This window comes from Bradyrhizobium sp. CB82, from assembly GCF_029714405.1.
GTDB lineage: Bacteria > Pseudomonadota > Alphaproteobacteria > Rhizobiales > Xanthobacteraceae > Bradyrhizobium.
The window spans coordinates 8,265,620-8,290,235 of sequence record NZ_CP121650.1 but is presented as its reverse complement, the minus strand read 5'-3'; the positions used below and the strand labels follow the sequence as shown (position 1 = coordinate 8,290,235).

General features: G+C 56.4%; 19 protein-coding genes. 12 read left to right on the top strand and 7 right to left on the bottom strand.

What is annotated here, in order from left to right:
* Positions 1-68: 68 nt before the first annotated feature.
* From QA640_RS39555 to QA640_RS39545, 3 genes are all read right to left on the bottom strand, one after another.
* On the bottom strand, positions 69-1,253 hold the full coding sequence (locus QA640_RS39555; protein ID WP_283038039.1) for an SGNH/GDSL hydrolase family protein: 1,185 nt from the start codon (positions 1,251-1,253) through the stop codon (positions 69-71).
* A 298-nt stretch (positions 1,254-1,551) separates the two neighbouring features.
* Positions 1,552-3,387 (bottom strand): carbamoyltransferase, encoded by a 1,836-nt coding sequence (locus QA640_RS39550; protein WP_283038038.1) that lies wholly within the window; start codon positions 3,385-3,387, stop codon positions 1,552-1,554.
* 3 nt (positions 3,388-3,390) lie between these two features.
* Positions 3,391-3,543 (bottom strand): DUF5989 family protein, encoded by a 153-nt coding sequence (locus QA640_RS39545; protein ID WP_283038037.1) that lies wholly within the window; start codon positions 3,541-3,543, stop codon positions 3,391-3,393.
* A 920-nt stretch (positions 3,544-4,463) separates the two neighbouring features.
* Here QA640_RS39545 and QA640_RS39540 point away from each other — a divergent pair.
* The 4 genes from QA640_RS39540 to QA640_RS39525 all read left to right on the top strand — a co-directional run bounded on the left by QA640_RS39540 (position 4,464) and on the right by QA640_RS39525 (position 8,619).
* Positions 4,464-4,742, top strand: a complete 279-nt coding sequence (locus QA640_RS39540) for a hypothetical protein (RefSeq protein WP_283038036.1) — start codon at positions 4,464-4,466, stop codon at positions 4,740-4,742.
* Between the two features lie 837 nt (positions 4,743-5,579).
* A complete protein-coding gene (locus tag QA640_RS39535) occupies positions 5,580-5,690 on the top strand; it encodes an ATP-binding cassette domain-containing protein (protein WP_283038035.1) in 111 nt (36 codons plus the stop codon).
* Positions 5,691-5,940: 250 nt separating this feature from the next.
* Complete coding sequence (locus tag QA640_RS39530; protein ID WP_283038034.1) at positions 5,941-7,350, top strand: hypothetical protein; 1,410 nt, start codon at positions 5,941-5,943, stop codon at positions 7,348-7,350.
* A gap of 642 nt (positions 7,351-7,992) precedes the next feature.
* Positions 7,993-8,619 (top strand): polysaccharide deacetylase family protein, encoded by a 627-nt coding sequence (locus QA640_RS39525; protein WP_283038033.1) that lies wholly within the window; start codon positions 7,993-7,995, stop codon positions 8,617-8,619.
* A gap of 154 nt (positions 8,620-8,773) precedes the next feature.
* Here the strand turns inward: QA640_RS39525 and QA640_RS39520 are convergent, their stop codons facing one another.
* The 4 genes from QA640_RS39520 to QA640_RS39505 form a co-directional block, all read right to left on the bottom strand.
* Entirely contained in the window at positions 8,774-10,171 is a 1,398-nt protein-coding gene (locus QA640_RS39520) for an MBOAT family O-acyltransferase (RefSeq protein WP_283038032.1), read from the bottom strand.
* A gap of 18 nt (positions 10,172-10,189) precedes the next feature.
* Complete coding sequence (locus QA640_RS39515) at positions 10,190-11,149, bottom strand: GDSL-type esterase/lipase family protein (RefSeq protein ID WP_283038031.1); 960 nt, start codon at positions 11,147-11,149, stop codon at positions 10,190-10,192.
* Between the two features lie 1,773 nt (positions 11,150-12,922).
* Positions 12,923-13,246, bottom strand: a complete 324-nt coding sequence (locus tag QA640_RS39510) for a transposase family protein (protein ID WP_283038030.1) — start codon at positions 13,244-13,246, stop codon at positions 12,923-12,925.
* A gap of 55 nt (positions 13,247-13,301) precedes the next feature.
* Entirely contained in the window at positions 13,302-13,466 is a 165-nt protein-coding gene (locus QA640_RS39505) for a hypothetical protein (protein ID WP_283038029.1), read from the bottom strand.
* Positions 13,467-14,005: 539 nt separating this feature from the next.
* Between QA640_RS39505 and QA640_RS39500 the strand changes: the two genes are divergently transcribed.
* The 8 genes from QA640_RS39500 (at position 14,006) to QA640_RS39465 (ending at position 24,609) form a co-directional block, all read left to right on the top strand.
* Entirely contained in the window at positions 14,006-14,305 is a 300-nt protein-coding gene (locus QA640_RS39500) for a hypothetical protein (RefSeq protein ID WP_283038028.1), read from the top strand.
* Positions 14,306-15,532: 1,227 nt separating this feature from the next.
* On the top strand, positions 15,533-17,671 hold the full coding sequence (locus QA640_RS39495; RefSeq protein WP_283038027.1) for a TonB-dependent receptor: 2,139 nt from the start codon (positions 15,533-15,535) through the stop codon (positions 17,669-17,671).
* Positions 17,672-18,276: 605 nt separating this feature from the next.
* Positions 18,277-18,960, top strand: coding sequence for a MotA/TolQ/ExbB proton channel family protein (locus QA640_RS39490; RefSeq protein ID WP_283038026.1), 684 nt, complete (start codon positions 18,277-18,279; stop codon positions 18,958-18,960).
* Between the two features lie 3 nt (positions 18,961-18,963).
* Positions 18,964-19,359 (top strand): biopolymer transporter ExbD, encoded by a 396-nt coding sequence (locus QA640_RS39485; protein WP_283038025.1) that lies wholly within the window; start codon positions 18,964-18,966, stop codon positions 19,357-19,359.
* Between the two features lie 514 nt (positions 19,360-19,873).
* Positions 19,874-20,134 (top strand): energy transducer TonB, encoded by a 261-nt coding sequence (locus tag QA640_RS39480; protein WP_283038024.1) that lies wholly within the window; start codon positions 19,874-19,876, stop codon positions 20,132-20,134.
* Between the two features lie 32 nt (positions 20,135-20,166).
* Entirely contained in the window at positions 20,167-21,171 is a 1,005-nt protein-coding gene (locus tag QA640_RS39475) for a succinylglutamate desuccinylase/aspartoacylase family protein (RefSeq protein ID WP_283038023.1), read from the top strand.
* Positions 21,172-21,228: 57 nt separating this feature from the next.
* Complete coding sequence (locus tag QA640_RS39470) at positions 21,229-22,308, top strand: hypothetical protein (RefSeq protein WP_283038022.1); 1,080 nt, start codon at positions 21,229-21,231, stop codon at positions 22,306-22,308.
* Positions 22,309-23,085: 777 nt separating this feature from the next.
* The gene (locus QA640_RS39465) at positions 23,086-24,609 is read left to right on the top strand and encodes a DUF1592 domain-containing protein (RefSeq protein ID WP_283038021.1); all 1,524 of its coding nucleotides are present in this window, start codon (positions 23,086-23,088) and stop codon (positions 24,607-24,609) included.
* Positions 24,610-24,616 lie beyond the last annotated feature (7 nt).

Here is a 24,616-nt window from a genome sequence, read left to right as displayed (position 1 = left end):
TCGCGGGAGGCGGTCGCTCCGCCTCCCGCGACCGGGGAAGCCAGTGTCCCTACAGCGACCAGTGTCGTTCACTTCGCGGAGGAATATAGTGCCAATATGTCGGCTGAAATTTTCCGAGATATCCGGTCATTTCCGTCCTCGCCATAATGCCCGCTGTCCATGTAGACCGGGCTGGCAACATCGGAAAAGATATTACGCAAATCATGAATCACGTTTTTCCCCAAACTCTCAAACTCTCTCTTGACCAAATTGCTTCTCATCAGAGAGTGAAGATCGTTGTATCCTGGAAACCGTTTCTCTGATTTTAAAAGCTGATCCTCTTCATATTTTGTCCTGTGTGTTTTATCGGACAACTGGGGCTCAAGGTAGAATAATGTTTTATAGGATAAGCTCCGTGAAATCGCCTCTATAAGCCGAACATTCCCTAAATAGACATCTAGCGCTCCATCCGACAGCACGTCTAAGTTTTTCAAGCACCCTACGAATTGCTTTTTGCCAGCGAGCAGTCTTATCAGCGCCCAGTTTTCTAGCTTTATACTTATGCGCGCTTTTGCCTCTTTCTCAGAAGAGATTCTTTCGAGGTTTGAGCTGCCAAGTGGAACACCCGGTTTTCCTTCATAACATGCGGAGACAGCGTCAACCAACCCGCCGTAAAACACGACCAAATCGGGAATATTCTGCCTTCTCAACTCGAGAACGAAGCGAATCAAACTTTGAGTAGTTACATCCCCCCTTACTGCATAATTTGTGACGTTAGCGCTGATTCCATCTTCAGCTAACTTTTTCGCGACAAGAGAGGGAATGGTGAAGTCGTCGCTAGATCCACCCCCCCACAAAGTAGACCCGCCAAAAAAGAATATTTTCAGCTTGGTACTCTTATCATTGTTGATTGCCTCGGAATTCCACGTGCTTCTGATACCGTCATTTACATTGACAAATTTGCCCGTGTAGTCTGCTTGCCGTGATTGCGTATATGCAGCCCACGGCTTATGCACGGCATCGACGAGTTCTTTCAAATACCCCTCCGCTAAGTCGGCATTTGCATATGCGCCAGAATTGGCTGCAGCCTTAAGGGCACTTTGAATTTCTTTTTTGTCAACTCTCTCGTAGTAGGAGGTCAGCGACACTTCCAGAGTCGTCATTAAAAGAAGAGCAACGCCAAGGATTACCCATATTCCGTTCAATAGGGCGGCTAAGCGAACAACCCTCTTCTTTGCTGCGGATGTTCTCAGTAGCGCATCATTTGCTTCCATAGGTATTTTCCGCGGGAGGAAACTTGTTCAGCTTACAGACACTCGAATGTCTTCGGGATTACTGAGTCACGCCGGGTGTGTCACTAACCCTTTTCAGGTTTTGGGCGTAACGCCACATTTCTGTCTCCATCAACGCGCGTCGAGTTTTAGCAGGCCGGCAGCCACGCTAACGGCTGTTGACGGTATTCCGAAGATTGCGGTTTTGGTTTTTACATCCATGTGAATGGCTTCCTCGGAATGCGCTTCCTGTGACGAGAAAGATAGAAGTAACGGTGCCCGCGAGGCAGCTTGAACGCCTCTAATCGAGTTCATAGCAACTACGATAGTCCTTCATTAACGCCCTGCTCTGGTCTTCTTTACGCAAGAGCGAATTGCCGACGACAAGCAGTTCAATTTCCGTTCCCATGAAACAGCGGAACGCATCCTCTGGAGTGCAAACGATCGGTTCTCCTCGCACGTTGAACGAAGTATTCACAAGAACGGGGCACCCGGTTAGCTCCTTGAACTTCGATATCAATGTATGAAATCGCGGATTGGTCGTGCGATGCACAGTCTGCACGCGCGCGGAGTAGTCAACGTGTGTGACGGCTGGAATTTCCGAACGCGCGACGTTCAATTTATCGATGCCGAAGAGCTGCTTTTGCTTTTCTGATATCGGCAACTGCTTCGTGCTCATCACGTCGGCCACAAGGAGCATATATGGGCTGTCGGAATCCAGCTGAAACCATTGCGACACGTCCTCTCGCAGAACACTCGGAGCAAATGGGCGGAAGGACTCTCGAAACTTCACCTTGAGATTTAGCTGCTTCTGAACAGTCGGTGAGCGAGGGTCAGCAATGATGGAGCGGCTGCCGAGCGCTCGCGGACCGAACTCCATCCGACCCTGCATCCACCCAACCGCCTTACCGTCGACGAGAGCATATGCGACATTGTTAATCAGTGCTTCGTCTGATTGGGTCGTGAATACGGCGCCGGCCTTTCTCAGACTCTCCTCGATTTCGCACTGGCTGAACTCTGGTCCGAGATACGCGCCGTGCATGCCATCGCCCGGACGGATGCTCCTGGGCTTTTCAAGCATGAGATGGTAGGCGGCGAGTGCGGCCCCCACTGCGCCACCGGCGTCGCCGGCAGCCGGCTGAATCCAGATGTTATCGAAGAGCTCTTCACGCAGGAGCGTTCCGTTTGCAACACAATTAAGCGCTACTCCTCCTGCGAGGCAGAGTTGTCTCTGACCGGTTGTGGCCCGGATTTCTCTTGCAAGCTTTAGGACGACCTCCTCAGTAACGGCCTGAATGGAGGCGGCTAGATCCATCTCCCTCTGCGTCAACCGACTTTCCGGGCGTCGGGCCGGACCACCAAATAGCGTGTCGAACCGATTATTGGTCATCGTTAGTCCGGTACAGTAATCAAAGAAGCTCATGTCCAGGTGGAATGACCCATCCTCCTTGATGTTGATCAAATGCTCCTTTATCAGATGCACATACTTAGGCTCGCCGTAGGGCGCCAGTCCCATTACCTTGTACTCACCGGAGTTCACCTTGAAGCCGGTGTAGTAGGTGAACGCTGAGTACAGCAGACCAAGTGAATGTGGAAAGTGGATCTCCCTGTAGACCGATAGTGCCTTTCCCTTACCGATCGCAAGAGAGGTTGTCGTCCACTCTCCGACGCCATCCATCGTTAACACTGCGGCTTCGTGAAATGGCGATGGGAAGAAAGCTGATGCGGCGTGGCTGAGATGGTGCTCTGAAAAGCGGAGTCGACTCGACCAATCAATGTCACTCCCAAGCTGTTCATTCAGGGCGTCTGTAATCAGCGTTCTTTGAAACAGCTTGTCCTTTAGCCAAACCGGCATTGACATCGCGAAGCTCTTAAATCCCTTTGGCGCAAAAGCTAGATAGGTTTCAAATATCCGCTCGAACTTGCTAAAGGGTTTGTCGTAGAAAACTACATAGTCGATGTCGGCCGGACATAGCTCTCCGGCGCGGAGACAGTAACGAGCCGCATAGGCTGGAAAGCCCGGATCGTGTTTTTTCCGCGTAAAGCGCTCTTCTTGCGCGGCAGCCACTAGCTCGCCGTCTGAGACGAGACAGGCGGCAGCGTCATGGTAGTAAGCTGAGATGCCCAAGATATTCATCTGTCAAAACAGCGCGTAAACGAACGGCGAAATGACGGAACCTTGCGCCAGAACGAGCAGAGCAGCTATGATAACCATGAGAACAATTAGGGGGGCGAGCCACAGTTTTTTGCGAACTCGCATGAAAGCCCAGAGTTCCGCGATGAAGAGATACATATGCGCCTCAAAATTGGCGTGTGAAGGAGTGACCTGTCGGACCTGGCGGGTTACGACTGATCCAGTAGCTCGCGACCGGTCGTCGCTTCAAATGAAGCTCATCGCGCCCCCGCAAGCGAGCGACGAGGGCGATCGGCACTAGAAGCCCGAAATAAATGATGCCCAGAACGAGCGGGCTGACTACCCGCCCTAGCAGCTCGCCGAAGTAGAACCAGAGTAGGTTGAGGGGCGCGAGAATTCGTGGAACGGCCAATGCTGTGCCGGCGAATGCGACGCTGATCGCAAAGAGCGACACGTAAGCGACGGGGACGTGTCTCTTGACGGCCGCATATGCGCCCAACGCAAGGAATACGGCGCAGAATGTGAGGCCGAAGCGTCGGTTGGACGGCAGCTTGGCCCGGACTCTCATGATACGCCCCCGCTATGTCGTGGCTCAAAAGAATGGGCAGCGCGGCAGCCCCTGATTTCCGCCACATTGTGAGGGTGGCGAAACTCTTGCTTCCCCAGAGCCCCCTGTTGCCGTTGACTGCTCCCGGCCAAGGGCCAGCAATGTTTGTGCCAATACTGCGTTAGAGGACGAATCGGTGCATCTGAAAGCAGATCGCGTGCGCGCACTGCCCATCTGAACGTTGTTATACCTCCGCCATGGCCGCAGATCGCTGTTGCAAACCCGACAACAACAGCAGGACGCAGCGTGTCGCTCATCAGTTTGGAGAAGATGAAAAAGGGACGGCGACCTGCGTTGCAGCAGCACCACGGGCACCCTCAGAATAAATGACGGCACGATCGCGCGCGATCACTTCGATGCCTAGGCCTTATGTTTGCCCCCTGAGGTGACGGGTGGCCCGCCCCGCGGCAAGCTCCTATCGAGGGTTGCCGGATGGTCCGGCGCCGAGTCTCAAGCATGGGGAGCGGGCCTGATGAACGATAGCATTTTCGCGGGGCTGGATGTGCACGAGGCGACGATTTCGGTTGCAGTGGCCGAAGCGATGCGCGGCGGGGAAGTTCGTAACTTGCGGATCATCCCTAATTGCGCCGATCAAATCGCCAAGCTGGCGAAGAAGCTTGGCAAGGGTGACCGGCAGGTAAGTCTTTGTTACGAAGCCGGACCCCGCCGATATGACTTGCATCGACAACTGACGGGACAGTCGCGACCCTCGCCGCGATGCTCGAACGCGTCCAGGCTGTGCTCGGGCTAACGCCCGCGCCGACTCCCCAGGGTGCACGCGATCTCAATCCTTTCTGACCTCAGCGTTCCTCGACGTGATCTGACCTCAAATTGGGGCCCGATGTCGCTATCCTCTCTTTCGGCGAGACGTATCCTCCCACTATTCCGGAATTGGCGCACCAGAGACGCTGAGGCGATTGGCTTTGTCGACAGCCAATTCGGCCGTTTGCTCATTGGTGGGAGGCCGAGGACATTTCTTAGGGCGTGCATCTGATCGCTGCGATCATGGCCACGTCATTGCGCATGCGCCGGCAGATCTCGTCGACACGCTCGAGGCGGTCGGGCTGCGCTGCGCCCCTGCGCCAGGGATCGACGCCATCGATCATCATACCATGGAAGGTCGGCGCGATCTATCATCTGATGAGGCCCAACGTTGTACTGAAGCGGATTAACGACGGCGTAAGAACCTTGGCCGCGTTCGATCCGCACCCTGCCTTCCGTTTGAAGATGTCCGATCATCGTGAGCATGGTGCGTCGACTGACGCCAAAGCGTGTCGCCAGCGCTTCACTCGACGGCAATCGCTGATCGGCTATAGTAAATTTTCGCGCTCGGGGCCGGCGTCTCACCGATCTGGCGCCACAGCGCCATTCCCGAGCTCGCCATCCAAGTCTCCTTCTCTGCCAAAGCGGCTGACTGTCACATCACATTCATGGTCATCTGGTAGCACCGCTTCAAAGACGGCATTGTGTATAGCATTCTAGAACGAATGGCGAGCTGCTTTCATGGGCAAGGTCAAATTCTCGCACCTTTCCAAGACCTTTGGCTTGACCTGCGTGCTTGAAGACGTGTCGCTGAGCATTGCGGAGGGTGAGTTCGTTATGCCGCTTGGGCCCGACCGGATGCGGCAAATCCACTCTGCTGAGGATTCTCGCCGGCCTCGAGGCGGCCGATGACGGAAGTCTGCTTATCGATGGCTAACAGGCGGACTGCATGCGGCCGGAGGCGAGCGATGTTGCCATGGTCTTCCAATCCTATGCGCCATCATCCATGCGGCTCGCTTGGATGGATTGTCAGATCGGGATCGTATGGCGGATCATGGTACCGATAGAACTGCCTGCCATCTTGGCCTTGTCTATATTCTCTGTCTTTGGCCACCGGAACGACTCTTTTGGCCATTGATCGCCGTCACCGGTTAAATGGTCCATCTTAAGGTAGGAGGAAGGGTTCGATGTCTACCCGCAGTGAATTTCTAATGCAAACCGACGCAGCCAGTGCTGCGGCGGCCGCATCGGGAGAACTCGTTAAAGCTGGGGAAGAGGTGGCGAATTCCAAGTCCACTGCGGACTCTGGAGAAAAAGGCGTCCAGACCATAGAGGACTTTCTGGAGAAAAGCGTTGTTCCGCGCGATGTAATCGAGCGATTTATCCGCGGACCGGAATCAAATCAATTCGCTCGATTCGATCCGGAGGTGGGATACCTTCCGAGTAATAGCCTGATGCCGGATGGCATCGACGGTAGCTCGACAGTTTCGACCTTTCAGTCCAATGGCGCTCGCGCCGCCTTTAACTACGCCGACAGAAAGCCGCGCATCAACACCTACGGCGACAGCTATACACAGTGCCATGGAGTAAGCGATGGTGAAACGTGGCAGGAATATCTAGCGGCGCACCTGGGTGAACCCATCGGCAACTTTGGGGTAGGTGGGTTTGGGGTCTATCAGGCTTATCGCAGAATGATTCGTGAAGAGAGAACGGATCATGGCGCGCAATATTTGATTTTCCATATTTACGGAGACGACTCGATACGAAGTTTGTATCGGTCGCGCTGGGTACAGACTCGGGAGTGGTTTTCGGCCAGTAAATACGAGGGGAGCATGTTTCACGGCAACTGTTGGTCCAACGTTGAAATCGACATGGCCACGGGACAGCTGGTGGAGAGGGAGCAGCTTCTGCCGACCAAAGAATCATTGTACCGCATGACAGAAGCGAAATGGCTAGTTGAACACCTCAAGGATGATCTAGCTCTTCAGCTCGCGCTGTATTGCGATGGTCGTATCCGCGAATTGAATCGCGCTCAGATAACAAAACTCGCTGCTCTACTTGACGTCCCTTTCGACTGGGACCTGGATTCGAAGGCAGCGGAAGTTCTTCCAAACCTGTATCGTAGTACAAAAGAAAAGGGTTCGGCGATGACACGCATGCAAGCCCAGGCAACGAAGTTGCTCGATCGGTACTCCCTGCGTGCCACGCGCTTCATCCTGGACAAGGCTCGGGCATTTGCCAACCAAAACGGCAAGCAGCTCCTAGTTGTGTTAATTGACCCGTACCGCGCCATGAATGAGCTGCGGCAGCACGGTACGCGGTACGACCAGGAAATAGTCGATTACTTGGTAAGGGAAAAGGTGAACTATATTGATATGAACGAAGTGCACCTGGGAGATTTTAAGAGGTATAATTTGAGTTGGGATGATTACATCAATCAATACTTCCTCGGCCATTACAGCCCGAACGGAAATCATTTCTTCGCTCATTCGATAAAAGACAAGGTCGTGCAATGGCTCGACCCCAAGCCCCTTACGTATCAGCCACTTGATCAAAAGCACATCAGTTTCAAAGGCTATATAAAGGGGTATGAGTAACCTGGAGTCCGTTGGCTGCAGGTGCGGTGCTCCCCGACCTTGGCCAGCGGGAGTTGGAATTTCTGGGGTTGCTAGCAGCCCCGTACGTGCGGAACTACCGCATGCGGCTGCTACCTCGGGTTATGGCGTAAAACGATGGTTGGGATAGGGATGCAGTGGAGCGGACTTTAAGGATTTAGAGCGGTGATCTCCTGGAATCGCTCCCAAGTCATGCGAGAGCGCTGGCTGCATCGCCTTATACCGCGCAACCAAGCTACCAACATCTCCGTCAGCGGTTTTTCTCGCCATCGCCATGGGCGCGTTAATTTTGCGACATTGTGAGGCGGTAATATGACCGTGAACCGACGGTGCTTTCTACGGACTACAATCGCTGGTGCGCTAACGACTTGTGGTTTTCTTGCGTCCGGTGTTTTTGAATCTCCCCTCTCCGCAGAGGGCGCCAATTCCCTAAGAATTCCAATTCTTATGAGCCACGGTATCGATAGGGTGCCGAGGTCAAGAGCAAATGGATTTCGATCACTTTCCGCGCTCGAGTTCGACGCGCTCTACAGCATTGCACGAGAGCTCGACTGTGAGACGATAGGCTACGATGAGCTCGAAAAGTGGCTCGAGGGAACAGGCAGCTTGCCTCGGCGACCATTGATGATCGACTTTGACCATCCGACGATCACGATGCGATATGAGGTCAACGACATCATGCAACGATATGGATTTCGGCCAACGTTGTTTATCAATACAGCCGGAATTGAGGTACAGGCTAGGGGGCCCGTCCCGAAGATTGAGGAACGGCAATTCATGACCTGGGACGAAGTTGGCGATCTGCTCAAGGCAGGGTGGCGTATCGGGGCTCATACCGTGAATCATCCAAACCTGTCGGATTTGAGTGTACAAGATCCGACCGGAGCCAAGATTGTCGAGGAGCTGGACCAAAATAACGAAACCATCGAAAGGAGACTGGGGTTGAAGCCGCGGGACTTCGCGTACACGGGGACAAGCTTCAGTACCCAAGCGGAACGGGAGGTCAAAAAACGTTATCGCTTTGGTCGGCTGTGGATAATCAACAGCCAATACAATATGGATGGCAAACCAGCACGCATGGCCGAGGTGATGGGCATGGCGGGTGCTGATGAAGCTGACGGTGGTCCTCCAAAGGCGAGCCGATATATCACGCGCAACTCTAATCCTTACCGTCTACCCTCAATGGACACCAACTATCTTATTCATGATCAGGGTCCATTTCGCCGCTATCTCGGGGAAGCAAACGCATAAAGACTGCAAGAAAGTTTTTGTCTTCTTCCTGAGCTATTCGGTCGAAGTCGCTAGCAAAGTCCTAGTCACGGTAGGCTTTGTCTGTCCTTGGAATAATGAAACAGGCAATATAGGAGTTTGGCGCCGGCAGCAGACCGAAATCCGGTTCTCGAGCTCAGAAGTCAAAATAGATAAATTTGGCTGAACTGCCTTGGCTCACCGCAATCGCGAGGGCCGATGCCGTCAACAAGATTGCCCAGATGACAGGTTTTTGGGCTCGTCTGACAGCCAGCCGAACTCTTGCGTGGTCATCAAATCGGTGTGCAGCAAGAAATGCCAGGAGAAGTACGAGTGGGTAAGCGTGCTCTAAAAGAAACGCCCAGAAGCCCGTCGATGAACTGGTGAACGGTCCAGCGAGGACTTCATGTGCCGACGTGAGACTCGGAGCCCGAAAATAGATCCAGGCAATCGTGACAAAGTGAAAGGTGATGATGATTCCCAGCCAGGCGGGTAACCTGGTCTTCGGCCAGGCGCGATTGAACAAATGATTGATACTGATGCCGATGCCGTGCAGGCCGCCCCAGATAACGAACGTCCAGTTGGCGCCGTGCCAAAGTCCGCCGATGAGCATGGTGATCATCAGATTGGCGATTTGATGGGCAAAGCCCTGTCGGTTGCCCCCGAGAGCTATGTAAAGATAATCGCGCAGCCAGTGCGACAATGTGATGTGCCATCGGCGCCAGAACTCGATGATCGAGTTTGACGTATAGGGAGATCGGAAGTTGCGGGGTAGGCGAATGCGCAAGAGATACGCCAGACCGACAGCCATATCGGTATATCCGCTGAAATCACAATAAATCTGCATCGAGAAACCATATATCGCGAGCAGATAATCATACGCGCTGTGAGCGCCGGGCGCATAAGCGAGATCGACATATGGGGCAATCGCATCCGCAAAGATAAGTTTCTTCGCAAACCCAAGGACGAACAGAGAAGCGCCAAGAGTAAAGCGGGCATCGAGCGCTCTTCTGGCTCTCGTCAGTTGAGGAAGAAGTTCGTGAGGTCGAAGGATAGGGCCGGCGATCAGGTGGGGGAAAAACAACACGTAGCCGAGAATTGCAGTGAGCCGCCTCTCGATCGGAAATAGTCCGCGATACACGTTGACCGCATAGGCCGTGAGCGTGAACGTGACAAAGGAGATGCCAAGTGGAAGCGCGAAGCGAAGTTCGTCATCGAAACGGCGTGGTCGTGCCGCCCTGAGTGCCCCGGCGACGTCGTAAATCAGGAAGTGAGTGTATTTGAAGACTATAAGCGGCGTGAACAGGACGGCCAGGACCATGATGAGCCGCCACTTTCGAACGTCCGGAGCCTTGGCTTGCTCGATCCAAAGCATACCGCCCCACGCAATGATACTTAATAGATAAGGAAGCCATGCGTACTCGGGTTTCCACCAAGCGTAGAATCCAGTGCTTCCAAAAATCAAAAGATAAAGTTGATACTGCGGCGGCGTCAGGAGATGAGCGCTGAAATAGAGAGCGAAGAAGACGAAAAAGACCGGATCAGAAAAAAGCATTGCGTTCGCGGTTCCCGGCTATTGATCGAGAACGGGAAGAATGCCTTCCGCCATTAACTTATGTCCTAACGGGTTGGGATGCGGGTCTCCCGGCATAGCCCAGATTTGTTCTGGAGAAAGCTTTCCAAGCACGGGCAACAAATCGACGAATGTATATCCATCCGCTTGCGCAATTGAACGCATCTTGTCGTGAATAAATCCAAATGGATAATCCTTTAGGTTGTGAACATCCGGCGTCATGGCCAGGTACAGGCGAATATTCTTCTTGTCGGCGTATTCGGCCAGTCGACGAAGTTGCCGTTGCATTTCGATGAAGCCCGGCTGATCATCGCGGTAGACATCTTGATAGTGTTCAACGAGTGAGCGCTCTCCAGACTTGTTGAGAAGTCTGTTGATGGCGATCCAAATTGTTACTGCAAGCTCGCTATGCCTCAGGAACCAATTGCCCGCAGTCGGGTCGAGCTTCTCAGCATCGCGAAGGAAGTACTGCACGACGATATCGGTCGGCTCCAACCCCTTAAGCTCGTAGAAAAAGCGCTGTACGTATCGTTCAGCGTTGTAGTTGCCGACACCGCCGTTCAGCACGTCGACACTTTCGCCCTTCTCACGCAGCGCGGCCTCGACGCGGGACGTAATGGTTTTACCTTCGGGCACCCCCCAGCCAAGCGTTATGGAGCCGCCCAGAAACAAGATGCGACGGGCGACCTGATTGCGGGGCAAAACTGGGCCCCCGCGCAACTTCCATTCGTTTGTTCGGATCTCAACGGACTGGAGAATCGCAGAGGCATTCTTGATGTGATCGTGACCAAGCTCCGGTCGCGGGCTTGGAGCCTTTAGCTCCCGCGCATATCGCCACATCTCGATATCGTAGTTCTGCATTGAGCTGTTCTTGAGCCGCAAAATCCCTTCGGCCGCGAGCACCGATGCTGCCAACGAAGACACAAACAGGAGTACCGAGAGCAGAACTTGTTTACGCATTCAGTCGGGACCGTTTAAGGAGTAGCAGCCCTCCGGAGGCAGGAGATCGGTGGCGACCTCCTGGGCCTGTCCAGCGTTGCGAGCAGGGAAGCCCGCCACTCACGCCCCGGGAACACTCAGATGAGTCCTGCCCATGGTCACCGCTCCTTTTCCGGGAATTTCAGGCCATGAGTATTCTATTGGCGCGTGAACGGCGGCGTTGAGAGTATCCGCGAGAGGCTATGGGAATCGTGACTCATCGGTGAATACAGAATGTCGGGAGAGACTCGGCACGAGGTCACCTTTCGTCAGCGCACGAGTGCGGCCACAGCAGACAGAAATGGTCGCGATGATAAAGCCCAGCTCCTCTTCGGGTCCGGACTCTAATTAGGCGAATCTTGACAGCATCCATTCGGCGGAGGCCGGAGATGCAGTGCGTTGTTGGCTATCGCCGCTCAAGAGGTGGAGTTAAGGATTGCTCGATAACTTGTTGGGTAATTGTGGTGGCTGACCGCATCCGCTCAGCAAACCGCCGCTCTCCCTCGCCCAATACGTCAGCATAGATACTGGTCGTGCCCAGTGAGGCGTGGCCGAGCCAACGCTGCAGAAGATGCGGAGGAGCGGCGACCTAGAACGCACCTACTCTGAAGGTGTGCCGCAGTCCCCTCGGTGACGCGGCCGGCGTTGCAATTGACGCTCGCCGCACCACCTACCGAAACGGTTGCGACGCAACCATCGATCGAAGCCGTTTGCGATAGCTGATTGAGGTTGATTTTGCATGCCGAATTCCTTTGACCTATGACCCACCAGACGGAGATGATCCAATCATTGACATGCTTTTGTGTTTTTGATCAATCACGAGTGTTGGTAGTTGACCGCAGCGCAAGTATTTGCGTGCTGATATCGAAGTGAAGCACCAGCCTGTCGCGCGCCATGCAAAACTGCCCCTTCATATTGCCTCAGATAAGAATGTTACCGAAGCGCATCCCCGTTTCTTCTGGAAGCCGCTTGCCGCGGGTCCGAGCAAGCCACTCGCGAAGCGCGCCCTCCATAGCGCCGTAGCGAGCGAGCGGCTTGCGGTGATTAGGCGAAGGCATCTGTCGGGATTAGAACCTCAGACAAGGAGCGTGGGGCGATGCTTAATGTGATCTCTTCGCTGCTGATGAACTATCGAGCTATCTTTGATCGCCAATTCTTCACCAGTCGTTGCACCGTACGCAGGTGACGGCCGCCGAGCCGACCGGGCGCGTGCCCTTCCAGCCGGGAGAGAATACCGACCGGACAAGAGCGGTGTCGCGGCGAGCCATTCCTCGATGATGGGAATGTAGGGCTCGAGCATCGATGGCCGACGTGGCACAGGCTTGCGCCGAACATAGCGGCGCCGATGAATGACTCGCCGCTCGCCCTGTTTCCAGCCGTCGCCCAGTTCTCGGGCAAAAGCCACCAACTCGCTCCGCACCGGCGCGATAGTCGCTCCTGGCTTTCCAGCCCGCTGATCAACGCGCGTGCCCAGTTCATTTTGAGCGTCCCGCATCTGTGCATCTGTGCCTCTGTGCCAGCGATGGCAGCGGGTCAAGCGTGCGGTAGATATCTCGCAGCTTTCGTTTGGATGCCTCATCGAGGCTCGGATGGACCAACGCTCGTTCGTATGGCGTTGCGGGAGGAAGATAGCGCTTGATCACCCTGGCGCCTTCGCGGTGCTTCTCCTTTAGCTTAGACGAAGGCTGAAAGGAGTTGATGTGCAGTCGTGCCGCGGCAAACAGGCGAGCTAGTGAGCGAGCGGCATCGATGCCTTCAAACCGCCCGTAGCCCACCAGGCGGCGAACGATAGCTCCGTTTTTTTTGCTCGACGAACGCCTGATCGTTCTTCTTGTACGCTCTGAAACGAGTTACTTCGACATTGTGAGAGCGGCACCACGATACGACCGTGTCGTTCATGAAAGCGGTGTCGTTGTCAAAATCTAGCCCACGAACAGGCCAAGGAAGTAGGTTCTGCGCGCGGTCGAGAGGCTCGACCACAAGAGCTGCCTCACGCACGATGAGCGGAAAGCATTCGGTCCACCCCGTTGCGACATCCACCATTGTTAGCGTCTGAATAAATGCGCCGGATACGGACATGCCGCCATGTGCAACCAGATCCGCCTCGCAGTAACCCGGCGGAGGTGATCCCCAGTCATTTGAACGTGCGCACCGGGACCTGCCGCCGTACGGCACTGGAAAAGCCCGCCCGTCGTCGGCGGCCTCCGGCTGCTGCGATCTTTACGTCGCTCAGCAGGCAATCGATCGGCGCCGCGCTCACCTTCAAAACCAGCCGCCGCTCATCGGCCGAGAGCTTCAATGCGTATTCCAGGGATGGTGATCAGGTGTTCCAGACGATGTTGATCGCGGATTCCCATGATCGTGATCACTGGAGACGAACACGACTGACGATTTTAAAGTGTGCTGGAAATGGTCTCTCTTCGTCAAGGCTGGTGGGCTGGCTTGGAGATCGTCCCGGCGGTCCATCGGAGGGCCCCGTGCGCGGCGCGCAGTGCCCCACGAGCGACGCAGCGACGCGCGCGGGAGGGACCTGTGGGCCGGCGGGACGATCGCGCGGGAGGTGATCACGCGCTTTTCCTTTCGCCGGCCTGCCGGCGCAGGCTGTCGCCTTTGAGCTCGAGGCGGTGCGCATCGATGCGATCCAATATCGCGTCACCGAGAGTAGGATCAGCGCCCATCACGCCTTGGCGACCCTCAATAAGATACGCGGGCATACGCGGCAGAAACCGCCCGGAAACAATCTACTTTCTGGGTCTAACGCTCTATTGCACGCGAAACCAAAGAGGCAACTTCAAGGTTGGGATTTGTACCGAGAAATCTCGGCTAAAGCGCAGCCTTATGTCTCTGCAGGAGCTGATGCGGCGAATACGGCATTACAAGATCAGTGACCAGGCCGATGAAATCAACGTCGTCCTGCGCGGCCACTATGGCTATTACGGCGTCGCCGGAAATCTCCGGAGCCTCGTAAAAGTTTATCGGGCAGTGGAGCTTTACTGGCGCGGAATGCTGCGCAGCCGCAGCTGGGCAGGCCGACGCCTCACTTGGGACGCCTTCAACCAAATCAAAGAACGGACACCGTTGCTGAAGCCCAAGCTGCGCCTCCCTTATCGGGAGCTGCAGGCGCTTGCAGTGCTGTGAACCAACCGTCGAAGAGCGTCGGTGCGGGAAATCCGCACGCCACGTTCTGTGGGAACGTGCAGCGAAGCTAGCTGCCATTGCAGCGGGTGGAAGTCCCGCCGACATAGGAGTCCAATCGATGTCGTAGTTATATCCAGCGACGGTAAGGGTGACCGCTCCGTCGAAAGCCTGGACGTAAAAGCCTCCTGTGGCTGGAAGCGTGTTCCGGTCAGATCCGTCCGGGGAGGCGAGCAACCTGTCAGGCTGTAGCAGTTGTGAACCCGTGCAGCCCCGAAATGAACGCCCACGTGAAACGGATTGTGGAGATATCGGGAGTGTCGAGCCAGTGTTCCCATGGCGAAGACCATGTCGGCATCGTGAATTTGGACGATACGATGTTCGAACTCCCCGGGGTCGGAGAGGGCGGCATGACAGGAAGCAATGTGCAGCGAAAGCTCGGAACCACTCGTGGGTCGCCTCGGCGCTCCCGCACAGCGAAGACATCGCGTATAAGCCGCCGTGCGGTGAAATCGCGATGTGCCCACAAGTGGGGCGGATGGGGTCGATTAAGTGATGACGGCTCGAGACAACATAACTCGAGCAAGAGCGAGGACCCCTGGGGTAAGTGGTAATCCCACTTCATGGCGGTGCACGATCGAGTCAACGACCCGACACTGTGCGGGATAACTGTTGGACCACGACGTGTACGAAGGGTGGATGCAAACTGGCCAACGCGCCGCGGATGTCGGGAGCAGACTTAAGCTCGCGTGGAAGCCGGGAAGGCCCCACCTGAAAGCCAGCCTTCCAGCCGTATCGGGGTAAACCCGCCGTACGGAATGATAGGGGGGATCGAGGAAACGTCGGCATCATTCGAAGCCCGCTACGCGCCTCGATCCTACCCGACCGGGGGCGGGCGACCGCCTCCGGTGACCCGGTCGGGAGGCGGCCGACCGCCCCCCGCGACCCGGTGGGCGCTGGGAAACCAGCGTCCCTACCGCGACTTCGCGGTTTTTGCGCGCCCTGATTTGCTAGATTCCCCATTGCCTTGGCACGCGCGCCTCGCTCAGCGATTACCAGTCCATCCTCAGCGGTAATGAGCAAGGCCGGCAAGCAGCACAAAAAGCATGCGCAATATTTTGATTGTCACAAAACCTTCTAGTCGCACCTATAATTATAGAACTATTGGGGCCAAACGCGCAGACGATGAGCAGGTGATGTCTGCTCAAATCTGCAATAGGAGAGGTATAGATGCGACGAGTTTCGGGTACCGCAGACCGGCGGGGGATCAGGCGCCAGTACGCTGCGCTTTGGCTGGCTGCAAGTGTTCCGCCGGTGATTGGGGCGACAGGTGCTCACGCCCAGCAGACGACGGACCTCGGGACTGTCGAAACCTCGGATACTGCGGGCGATGTGAATTCGGCTGTCTATCAGGCGCCGACCACAACTCCCCTGACTGTGACCCAGCCGACCTCGGTCATCAACAGGCACTACATCGAGAACAATATTCCGGCGACCAGCAACTTCGATAAGGTCATCAGCGTCGCGCCAAGTGTAATGGTTTCGCCCAGCGGAAGCGGTGGAGATGACGCGAACATCTCGATCCGTGGCTTTCAAAATGGCCAGTTCAACACCACCCTCGACGGAATCCCGCTTCGGCTCTTCAATGGGAGCCAGCGCAGTGGAACCTTCATCATGACGAACGACCTGGGGCAGGTTACGATTGACCGCGGCCCGGGTACGGCGTCGACCGTGGGTGATGCGACGTTCGGCGGCACGGTCGGGTTGCAAACCAAGTCTCCAATGTCGACGATGGCTACAACGGCGACGACGGGCTACGGCAGCTTCAATACCCAGCTCTACGGTCTGCAATTTGATTCCGGTCAGATCAAAGGAACAAACGGCGCGTCGCTGTTCCTCGACACTCAATTCACAAAGAGCGACGGCTATTACACGAACACTGCCAAGGAGCGAGAAAACGCGGCGCTGAAAATTCAGCAGCCGCTCAGTGACAATACGATGCTCACCTTCGTATCAATCTACAACGATGAAACGCGAAATTATTTTCAGGGTGCCTCGCTCGCCCAGATCGCCAAATACGGCCCGAACTACGGGCTGTCCTCCGACCCAAACCAACAGAATTATGCGGGCTACAACCGCTGGAGGCTCCAGACCGACTTCGAATACCTCGGCCTAAAGTCCGACTATGGTGAGGGCTGGCATCTTGAGAACAAGCTCTACACCTACGGTTATTACACCGCAGCGCTGATTCAGGGAAAGGATGTCAGTGACAATTCCCGCCTCGGTACGATCTTCGGCGCCAGCGACGTACCGGGCATCCGCGGTCCTGTAAACTCCCGCTCCTATGGCGATGTGGTCGCGCTGACCAAGGACACGTTTTTTGGCGACGTGAAGGTCGGGGCATGGGCCGAGCACCAGCCGAGCTATCGGGGTAACTTCAACGTCGATATGACGTTGGCGCAGAAATACATCTCCACCAACTACGACCAGCACCTCGGGCTGGATACTTTTCAACCCTATGTCGAGGCAGACTGGAAAGCGCTGCCCGACCTGACGATTACGACCGGCGCGAAATATGCCTATTCCGCGCGTAGCCAATCATCGCTCGTCGATTTTTACACGAAAAAACCACTCGACTACGCTCAGAGTTGGGCAAAGGTCCTTCCCTCGCTTGCCGCGAATTACAGGCTGTCGGCCAACTGGTCAGTCTACGCGCAGGCCGCGGAAGGTTTTTTGATCCCACCCGTTGTGAGCTCCGGATCCAATGTTCAGCCTCAAACGACTTGGAATTATCAGGTCGGCACATCCTACCAAAGCAAGGCCTTCACGCTAGCCGGCGACGTCTACTACATCGACTTCGACAATATGATCGCATCGCAGACGATCGGCGGTATCACCAACTACTTCAACGCCGGCGGCGTGATTTACCAAGGCGTGGAAGCCGAAGGAACAGTTCACGTCGGCAACGGCTTCAGCCTGTTTGCCAACGGCAGCCTCAACAGCGCGAGGAACAAGCAGACCGGGCAATGGATCGCCAAAGCGCCGAACGCAACGGCTGCGGCCGGCCTGATCTACGAAGAGGGAAATTGGCATGCTTCGCTGACGGACAAATGGGTCGGCCAGCGCTTCGGTGATATCGGAGAAAAGCAGCCGCTGTCACCATTCAATCAGCTTGACATGGCGATCACCTACAAGGTCAAGAATCCGCTACCCAATTTGGCCGCAGTGACGGCAAAATTCGGGATCGACAACATCCTCGACAGTCATGCGATCGTAGACTTTGGTGGCTATTCCGGCGGGTCAGTGACGCCGCTGTTCTACGCGCAGATTGGCCGGAACATCTATACCAGCCTGACTGTGCAGTTCTGACAGCAGATCATCAGAAGGAATGAACATGACCCTGGATCGTCTCACCGACCTTGCGGCCCCTTCCGACGGCATTCTCCATGTTATGGCCGTCCTGCTGCTAATCGCGCTCACCGTGATTATCAATCGCTTCTGGTTTCTCGGTCGGACCATCCGCCGTGGAAAACGCGTCACCAGTACGGTCGCGCAATTCGCGCACCTCGACCGGAAGACGCTAGCAGACCTCGTCGAGAAATCGCCGCGACTGCCACATCCCGCTTTGCTGGATGTGCCGCTGCACCAGTCCGAGCTGAAGGATGTGCATCGACCGACAAATAGGTCGGCCAGCGTTTCGGCGATGTCGGGGAAAGGCAGTCGCTATCACCATTCAATCAGTTCGATATGCCCATGGCCATCACCTAGAAGGTCAAGACCCCCATGCCTAATTTGGCCGCAGTGACCGCAAAGTTTTACGTCGACAACTTCCTTGATAGTCATTCGATCATAGAACTTTGGTGGCTATTCCGGCACGACGTCGACGACGCTGTTCGATACGCAGATCGGCCGCAATATCTATACCAGTCTGAACTGTGCAGTTCAGACAGACGATCAACACAGAAGGAATAAACATGACCCTGGACCATCTCACTGAGCTCGCGGCGCAATCAGACGGCATTCTCTATGTTATGGCCGTCCTGCTGTTAATTGCGTTGACTGTAATTATCGATCGCTTCTGGTTCCTTGGTCGGACCATCCGTCGTGGAAAGCGCGTCACAGCTACTGTCGCGCAATTCGCGCACCTGGACAGGAAGACGCTTGCAGACCTCGTCGAGAATTCGCCGCGGCTGCCACACCGCGCCTTGCTGGAAGTGCCACTGCAGCATTCCGATCTGAAAGATGCGCATCGGATGTCCGAGTTGCTGGAGGAGGCAATCCTATGGCAAGTCCCCAAGCTGGACAGCCGGCTGTGGCTGCTCGATACTATCGTGACGCTGGCGCCGTTGCTCGGCCTTCTCGGCACCATCGCCGGCATGGTCAAGGCGTTCGCGGTCCTTGGTGATGTTGGCAACGCGCCGACCCAGATCACTGGCGGCGTCGGCCAGGCTCTGATCGCCACCGCATGCGGTCTACTCATCGCCATCGTCGGTCTCGTTTGCTTCAACAGCCTCAACAACTGGACGCGGCTCATCGTCCATCAGCTTGAAACGTTGAAGATCTCCATGGTCAACCGTCTCGATGCTCCTCGTATGGCTTCAGCGGAAAAGCGTCCGCATGGGCCCGCCATCCACCCGCTCGCGAATACGGGAACCTAACCAATGCGTTATCTTGAGGTGCGGAAGGGCCGCATCGAAATCATCCCGATGATCGACATCATGCTATTCTTGCTGGTGTTCTTCATCATGATCACTTTACGGATGATCCCGGCGACGGGAATCGCGTCGCAACTTCCGCAAAGCAGCACCACGCAGGATCTGCCCCACCCGAAGATCGTCGTCACGTTGTTTGCCGACGGCAGTATCGAGACGGATGGTCAAAAGCTAACCATTGACGATTTGACGGCTAAATTGGCGGGGGAGCCGGACCGCGAGCATGCTGCTGTTACCATTGCCGGAGCAGGCACCACCACGCTGCAGAATCTGCTGGCTGTGATGGATGCATGTCGCAAGGCTGGCATCGTCCAAGTGGGGCTGGCCGCGAAGGACGCCAAGTAGGAGTGCAATCGTTGTGACCATCGCGACAGCCGATCATTTCTGCCCACGGCAGGGGCGCTCCGCACTGCCCGCTTCGTTTGCCGCTGCGCTATTGCTGGAGGGCCTCTGTTTTCTCGCCGTCGTGGGCTGGCTCACACAACACCCGCGCACAAACGTCTCGTCGGCGCCGACGATGCAGATCTCGCTGGTCGTTGCTCCACCTGCGCCGGCCGAAGCTCCGGCGGATCCGCCTCCTATGGTCACGGAAACTCCGCCGGTGCCCGAAGAAACGCCTCCGGTACCTGAAGAGCCTCAGGTTACTCCAGCGCCCCCGGAGGTTCCTCCACCGCCGACTGAGGTTGCTCCACCGGAGCCTGCTCCGCCACCTCCGAAGGCGGAGGCACCGGTCGTTCGTCCGAAGCCGGCAAAACCACCGCAGCAGGTCCACAGCAAGCCGTCCCCGCGCGCCGCGCAGCAACAAGCGGCAGCCAGCACAGCACCAAGCGCTAGCGCGATGTCGAGCTTTCAAGGCCAAATGCGGCGAGCTGTCGAAAGTGCGCTGGTCTATCCGGCATCGGCGCGTGCCTCAGGCCAGCATGGTCGCGCGCGCGTGACGTTCGACTTTCTCGATGGACGCGTGTCGGCAGTCAGCTTGGCGCAATCGAGCGGGTCTTCGCTTCTCGATCAGGCGGCACTCGCCACCGTCAGGAGCGCAAATTATCCGGCCCCGCCTCCCGAACTGAGCCATAAAACGCTTCATCTCAGCGTCTACGTTGAATTCAAGGCCGGGCAGTGATTGCCGCACGCGATGTTTAAGTGAGGGACGCAATGAGATTGAACATAGACCTCGATCGGGAGGGCAGGCAGACAGGAAGCATCAACCTTGCTTCGTCGACTAACGATTCTGCCTACCAGCAGATTCAAATACCCATCGTCGCGTTCCGTAATGGAGACGGGCCACGTATCCTGCTCATGGCGGGCAACCATGGCGATGAATTCGAAGGCCAGATCATATTGACAAGGTTGGCGCGGCAACTCGACCTGCATCACATACGCGGACGTCTACTGCTTCTTCCCGCCATCAATCTGCCGGCCGCATTGGCGGGCACGAGAACGTCGCCGCTCGACAACGGCAATTTGAATCGCAGTTTTCCCGGCAATCCCCGCGGCACGCCGACCGAGCGTATCGCAGACTTTATCGAGAAGACGCTAATCCCTGATTCGGATTTTCTCATCGACCTTCATTCTGGCGGAAATTCGCTCAATTATTTGCCCGCTCCCAGTGTGACCGACACCGAAGACGAAACCGTCCGTGCGAGACTGCTCGGTATACTCCGCGCATTTGGATCGCCTCTTGGCTACGTATTCTCTGAGCCGCCAACTAGGGATGTGGGAACAATCGGATCCTGCCGCCGCGCAGGAATCGAGCGCCTTGGCACGGAGCTTGGCGGCGGGGGCGGGGTATCGCCGGAAGCGGTCGCGCTCGGAGAAGCTGGTGTGCTTCGCGTGCTCACTCATCTCGGAGCACTCGATCCCGCTGCCATTGCAAATTTGCCTATACCAAGTCCGATGAAGATTCTCAGGCGACCTGCACCTCACACAGGTTACTATATTTACGCTGGGAGCACAGGCGTCTTCGAGCCCTTCATCGATCTTGGCGAGCGAGTTTCGCCGGGCCAGCGGGTGGGGCAGATTCTTACGCCGGAAATTCCGTGGCAGGATCCAGTCACGATTCACTCCAACGTTTCGGGCACGCTCATCTGTCGGCGTGCGTTGGGTCTTGCTCGCAGGGGCGACGGACTGATGGTCTTTGCTGACGACCTCGCTGGCTGAACCGATGACAGATCGCACATAACGCGCCCGCCACGCTCGGTACACGGAAGTAGCGCAATGAGCACAGGTCCAACGCAGGACGGTCTGCTGCCGTCGGAGTTTCTGGTAGAAGCCTCCGGCGTTCCGGCCATCGCATATGTCCGCGCGGGCTTGCCAGGTGCCCCTACCATCGTTGGACTTCCTGGCGGTGGTCATTTGGCGAGAGTATTCTACGGTCACCCCGGCAGCCGGGCAGAGGATTTTCTTGACTGTTGGCTCGAGAAGCGCGGCATTGGCCTCATCGCTCTTTCGTATCCATCCGATTATCGTGCCTTTCGCCGTCGTCTGCCGGACCTGACCGTGACGGATTGGGGAAACGCCGCCGCGCAGATGACAGCCGAACTTATAAGAGCGCGAAGTTTGCACGGTCCGATCGTGCCGGTCGGATGGAGCATGGCCGGCCGAGCGAGTCGAGCGTTCAATGTCGCCGCGTGTTGCTTGGGTCTCAAGATGCCGGGCTTCATCGCACTCGCGGCGACCCCGCCATTGCCCGGCATGGTTCGCGTGCAACCGGAAGGAGAGGCGTTTACAGCGGAAGGCTTCTGGAGAACCGGAAGTAATGATGCAGACACTCTTTCCGCCCGCAACGAAGCCTCTCTCCGAGACATCAATTGGAGAGGAGCAGAGATCATCGACGCTGCCGCATACGCGGCGCACTACATTGTGAACACTCCGATCCGGTTACGAGGTGAGCCCAACCAACGAACCGGCCTTGAACGCAATTCGCTGCTCGACACAATCGCCGACCTCGGAACTTTTGCCTATCCGGCATATCCGTTCACGGGCGTGATCGCGCCCACGCGCGCAAGCGACGCGCGGCACGCTCTTACGGATCAGGCAACGTGGGGTTTCCTCAACAGTCAGAAGCTGTTCTGCGAGTATACTGCCGCGAACTCGATGTCCACGCTCGGTCTGGCCTGGAACGAGTTGAGAGAGTTAGCCTTGCAGCTCCCGACACGACTCTGTCGGTATGTGGAGGGCGGTCATTGCTTCTTTCTTGGACGCGACGGCGCCGCGCAAACCGCATCGCATATTCAGGACTTGTGCGAGCAGCTCGAGGAATTGCGGGCGACCATGGGGCGGCTCTTGGCACTATGAATAAAGCCAGAATGGGCTGTAGGGAGGGACACTAGAATTCTTGGTCGTGGCCGCTCGAGAGAGGGGCCTCAACATCAAAACAAGTAGAGCGAGCGCTTCGAGCATTGCGCGTTGGATGAAAACCAGCAAGAGGCTGCGAGCAAGAAGAGAGCTGGGCGCAACTGGAGGAAAAGTGACGACGATCCTGCCTGCTGTCGTCGCGCCTGCTGCTACGGCAGACAGGCCGCTCTCGGCTGCGCTTGCTGCAACAGTGGACTTAGCGACGAACCCGAGGGCGCGGAGCCGGAGAAAGCGATAAGGGGCAGTGGGCCACTCAGTCGATGCGAAGGCCGACTAAACAGGGGGGTAATTGCATCACGTAGTCGTCACGAAATTGTCGTTCAAGTCACCTATATGCTTCTATAAGTCTAGAAGCTATGACTGCTGTAACCAAGACGCGCGTGGGCGTGGCAATCGATGAATATCGTCCAGGATCCGGCCGCGCCGGTAATGAATTGGTCGCGGCTGCGTGCGAGGAAACCTGTCAAAGATTCAAATGGACCTGCCAACAGTAAAGGTCATTGCAATACCTAGTGTCAGAAGAGCTGCCCTCTGGCTGTTGGTACCGTGCAGTTGAAGATAAAGAGCAAGTAGGTGATGTCTCGGAGGTCAAACGGCAAAGACGCGCAGCGCGCGGCATGGGACGCATGCGTGGTGTCCTTTCTATCACTGAGCTTGTTGGCGGCTGTTACCGCCATCACCTCCGCCCACGCGGCTACCAGCTCCCAAGTGGTGAGCATGAGGCGCCTGACCCAGCAGGAATATCGCAACTCCATTGCCGACATTTTCGGCAAGGAGATCGAAGTGCGCGGCTCCTTTGAACCCATGATTCGGGTTGGTGGTCTGCAAGCGGCCAGCACATCGGTGCTGTCGGTGACGCCCTTCGGCTTCGAGTCTTTCACCAACATGGCGGACAGCATTGCCATCCAAGTAACGGGGGAAAAATACCGCGCCAAGCTTCCTTGTGTGCCCAAGGCAACCAAAGAGCCCGATGATGCCTGCACCGCCCAGATACTCAGCCAATATGGGCGGATGCTCTATCGTCGGCCCTTGACCTCGGACGAGATTCAGTCCGCCGTCAATCTAAGCCATGGCTTGGCCGAGTCCCAGAGCGATTTTTATGCGGGCCTGCGCTACGGTCTGGGCAGCCTGCTCCAGGCGCCGGACTTCGTATTCCGCATGGAAACCGCGGTGCCCGCCGGCGGCATGCAATGGGCTCTGGACCCTTACAGCCGGGCGACGCGCCTCAGCTATCTGATGTGGGACTCCACGCCGGACGAGGAATTGATTCAGGCGGCCGAGAAGGGTGAGCTGAATACAGCAGCGGGACTTGAGAAGCAGGTCGACCGCCTGATGACCTCGCCACGGCTCGACATCGGAATGCGGACTTTCTTCAACGACATGTTGGAGCTCGACACTTTTGATACGGTGTCCAAAGACAGCATCCTTTACCCCAAATGGAGTTCAGGCATCGCGGCTTCGGCGAAGGAGGAGACGCTGCGCACCGCCATCGATCTCGCGCTGCATGAGAACGGCGACATGCGCGACCTGATGACCACGCGCAAGACCTTCCTTAATCGCAGCCTGGCGGCCGACTACCAGCTTCCGTTCCCCTTCAAGGGCGAATGGATGCCCTATGAATTCCCTGCCGATTCCGGCCGCAGCGGCATTCTTACCCAAGCCAGCATGCTGGCCATGTTCTCCCATCCCGGCCGCAGCTCGCCCACAAAGCGCGGTGTAGCGGTGATGGACATCTTCCTTTGTGAGCCGACGCCCCCGCCGCCGGCCAATGTGGATTTCTCGGTGGTCAATAACACCAGCGGTCCATTGAAGACGGTGCGTGAGCGCCTGATGGCCCACGCCACCAACGGCAGCTGTGCCTCCTGTCACAACCACAGCGATCCGATCGGCCTGTCGCTGGAGGGCTTTGACACCATCGGTCAGCGGCGCATTATGGAAAATGGCATCCCGATCGATGTTTCCGCCACGATAAAGGGCAAGCATTTTGTTGGTGCAGAGGGCCTTGGCCAGTTCCTGCACGACGATCCCAAATACCCAGCCTGTCTCGCGCGCAAGGTGTACTCCTATTCCCGCGGCGAGAATAGCGAGGAAGTTTCGGCTTCCGCGTTCAAGGCCGCCTACAAGTCCTTCGCGGATTCCGGTTTTCGAATGCGCTCACTGCTGAAGGCCATGGTCGAGGACAAGGACTATTTCAGCGCGCCTGCACCCATTCCCGAAACCATCAGTCCCTCGGCACAGTAGAAAGAAG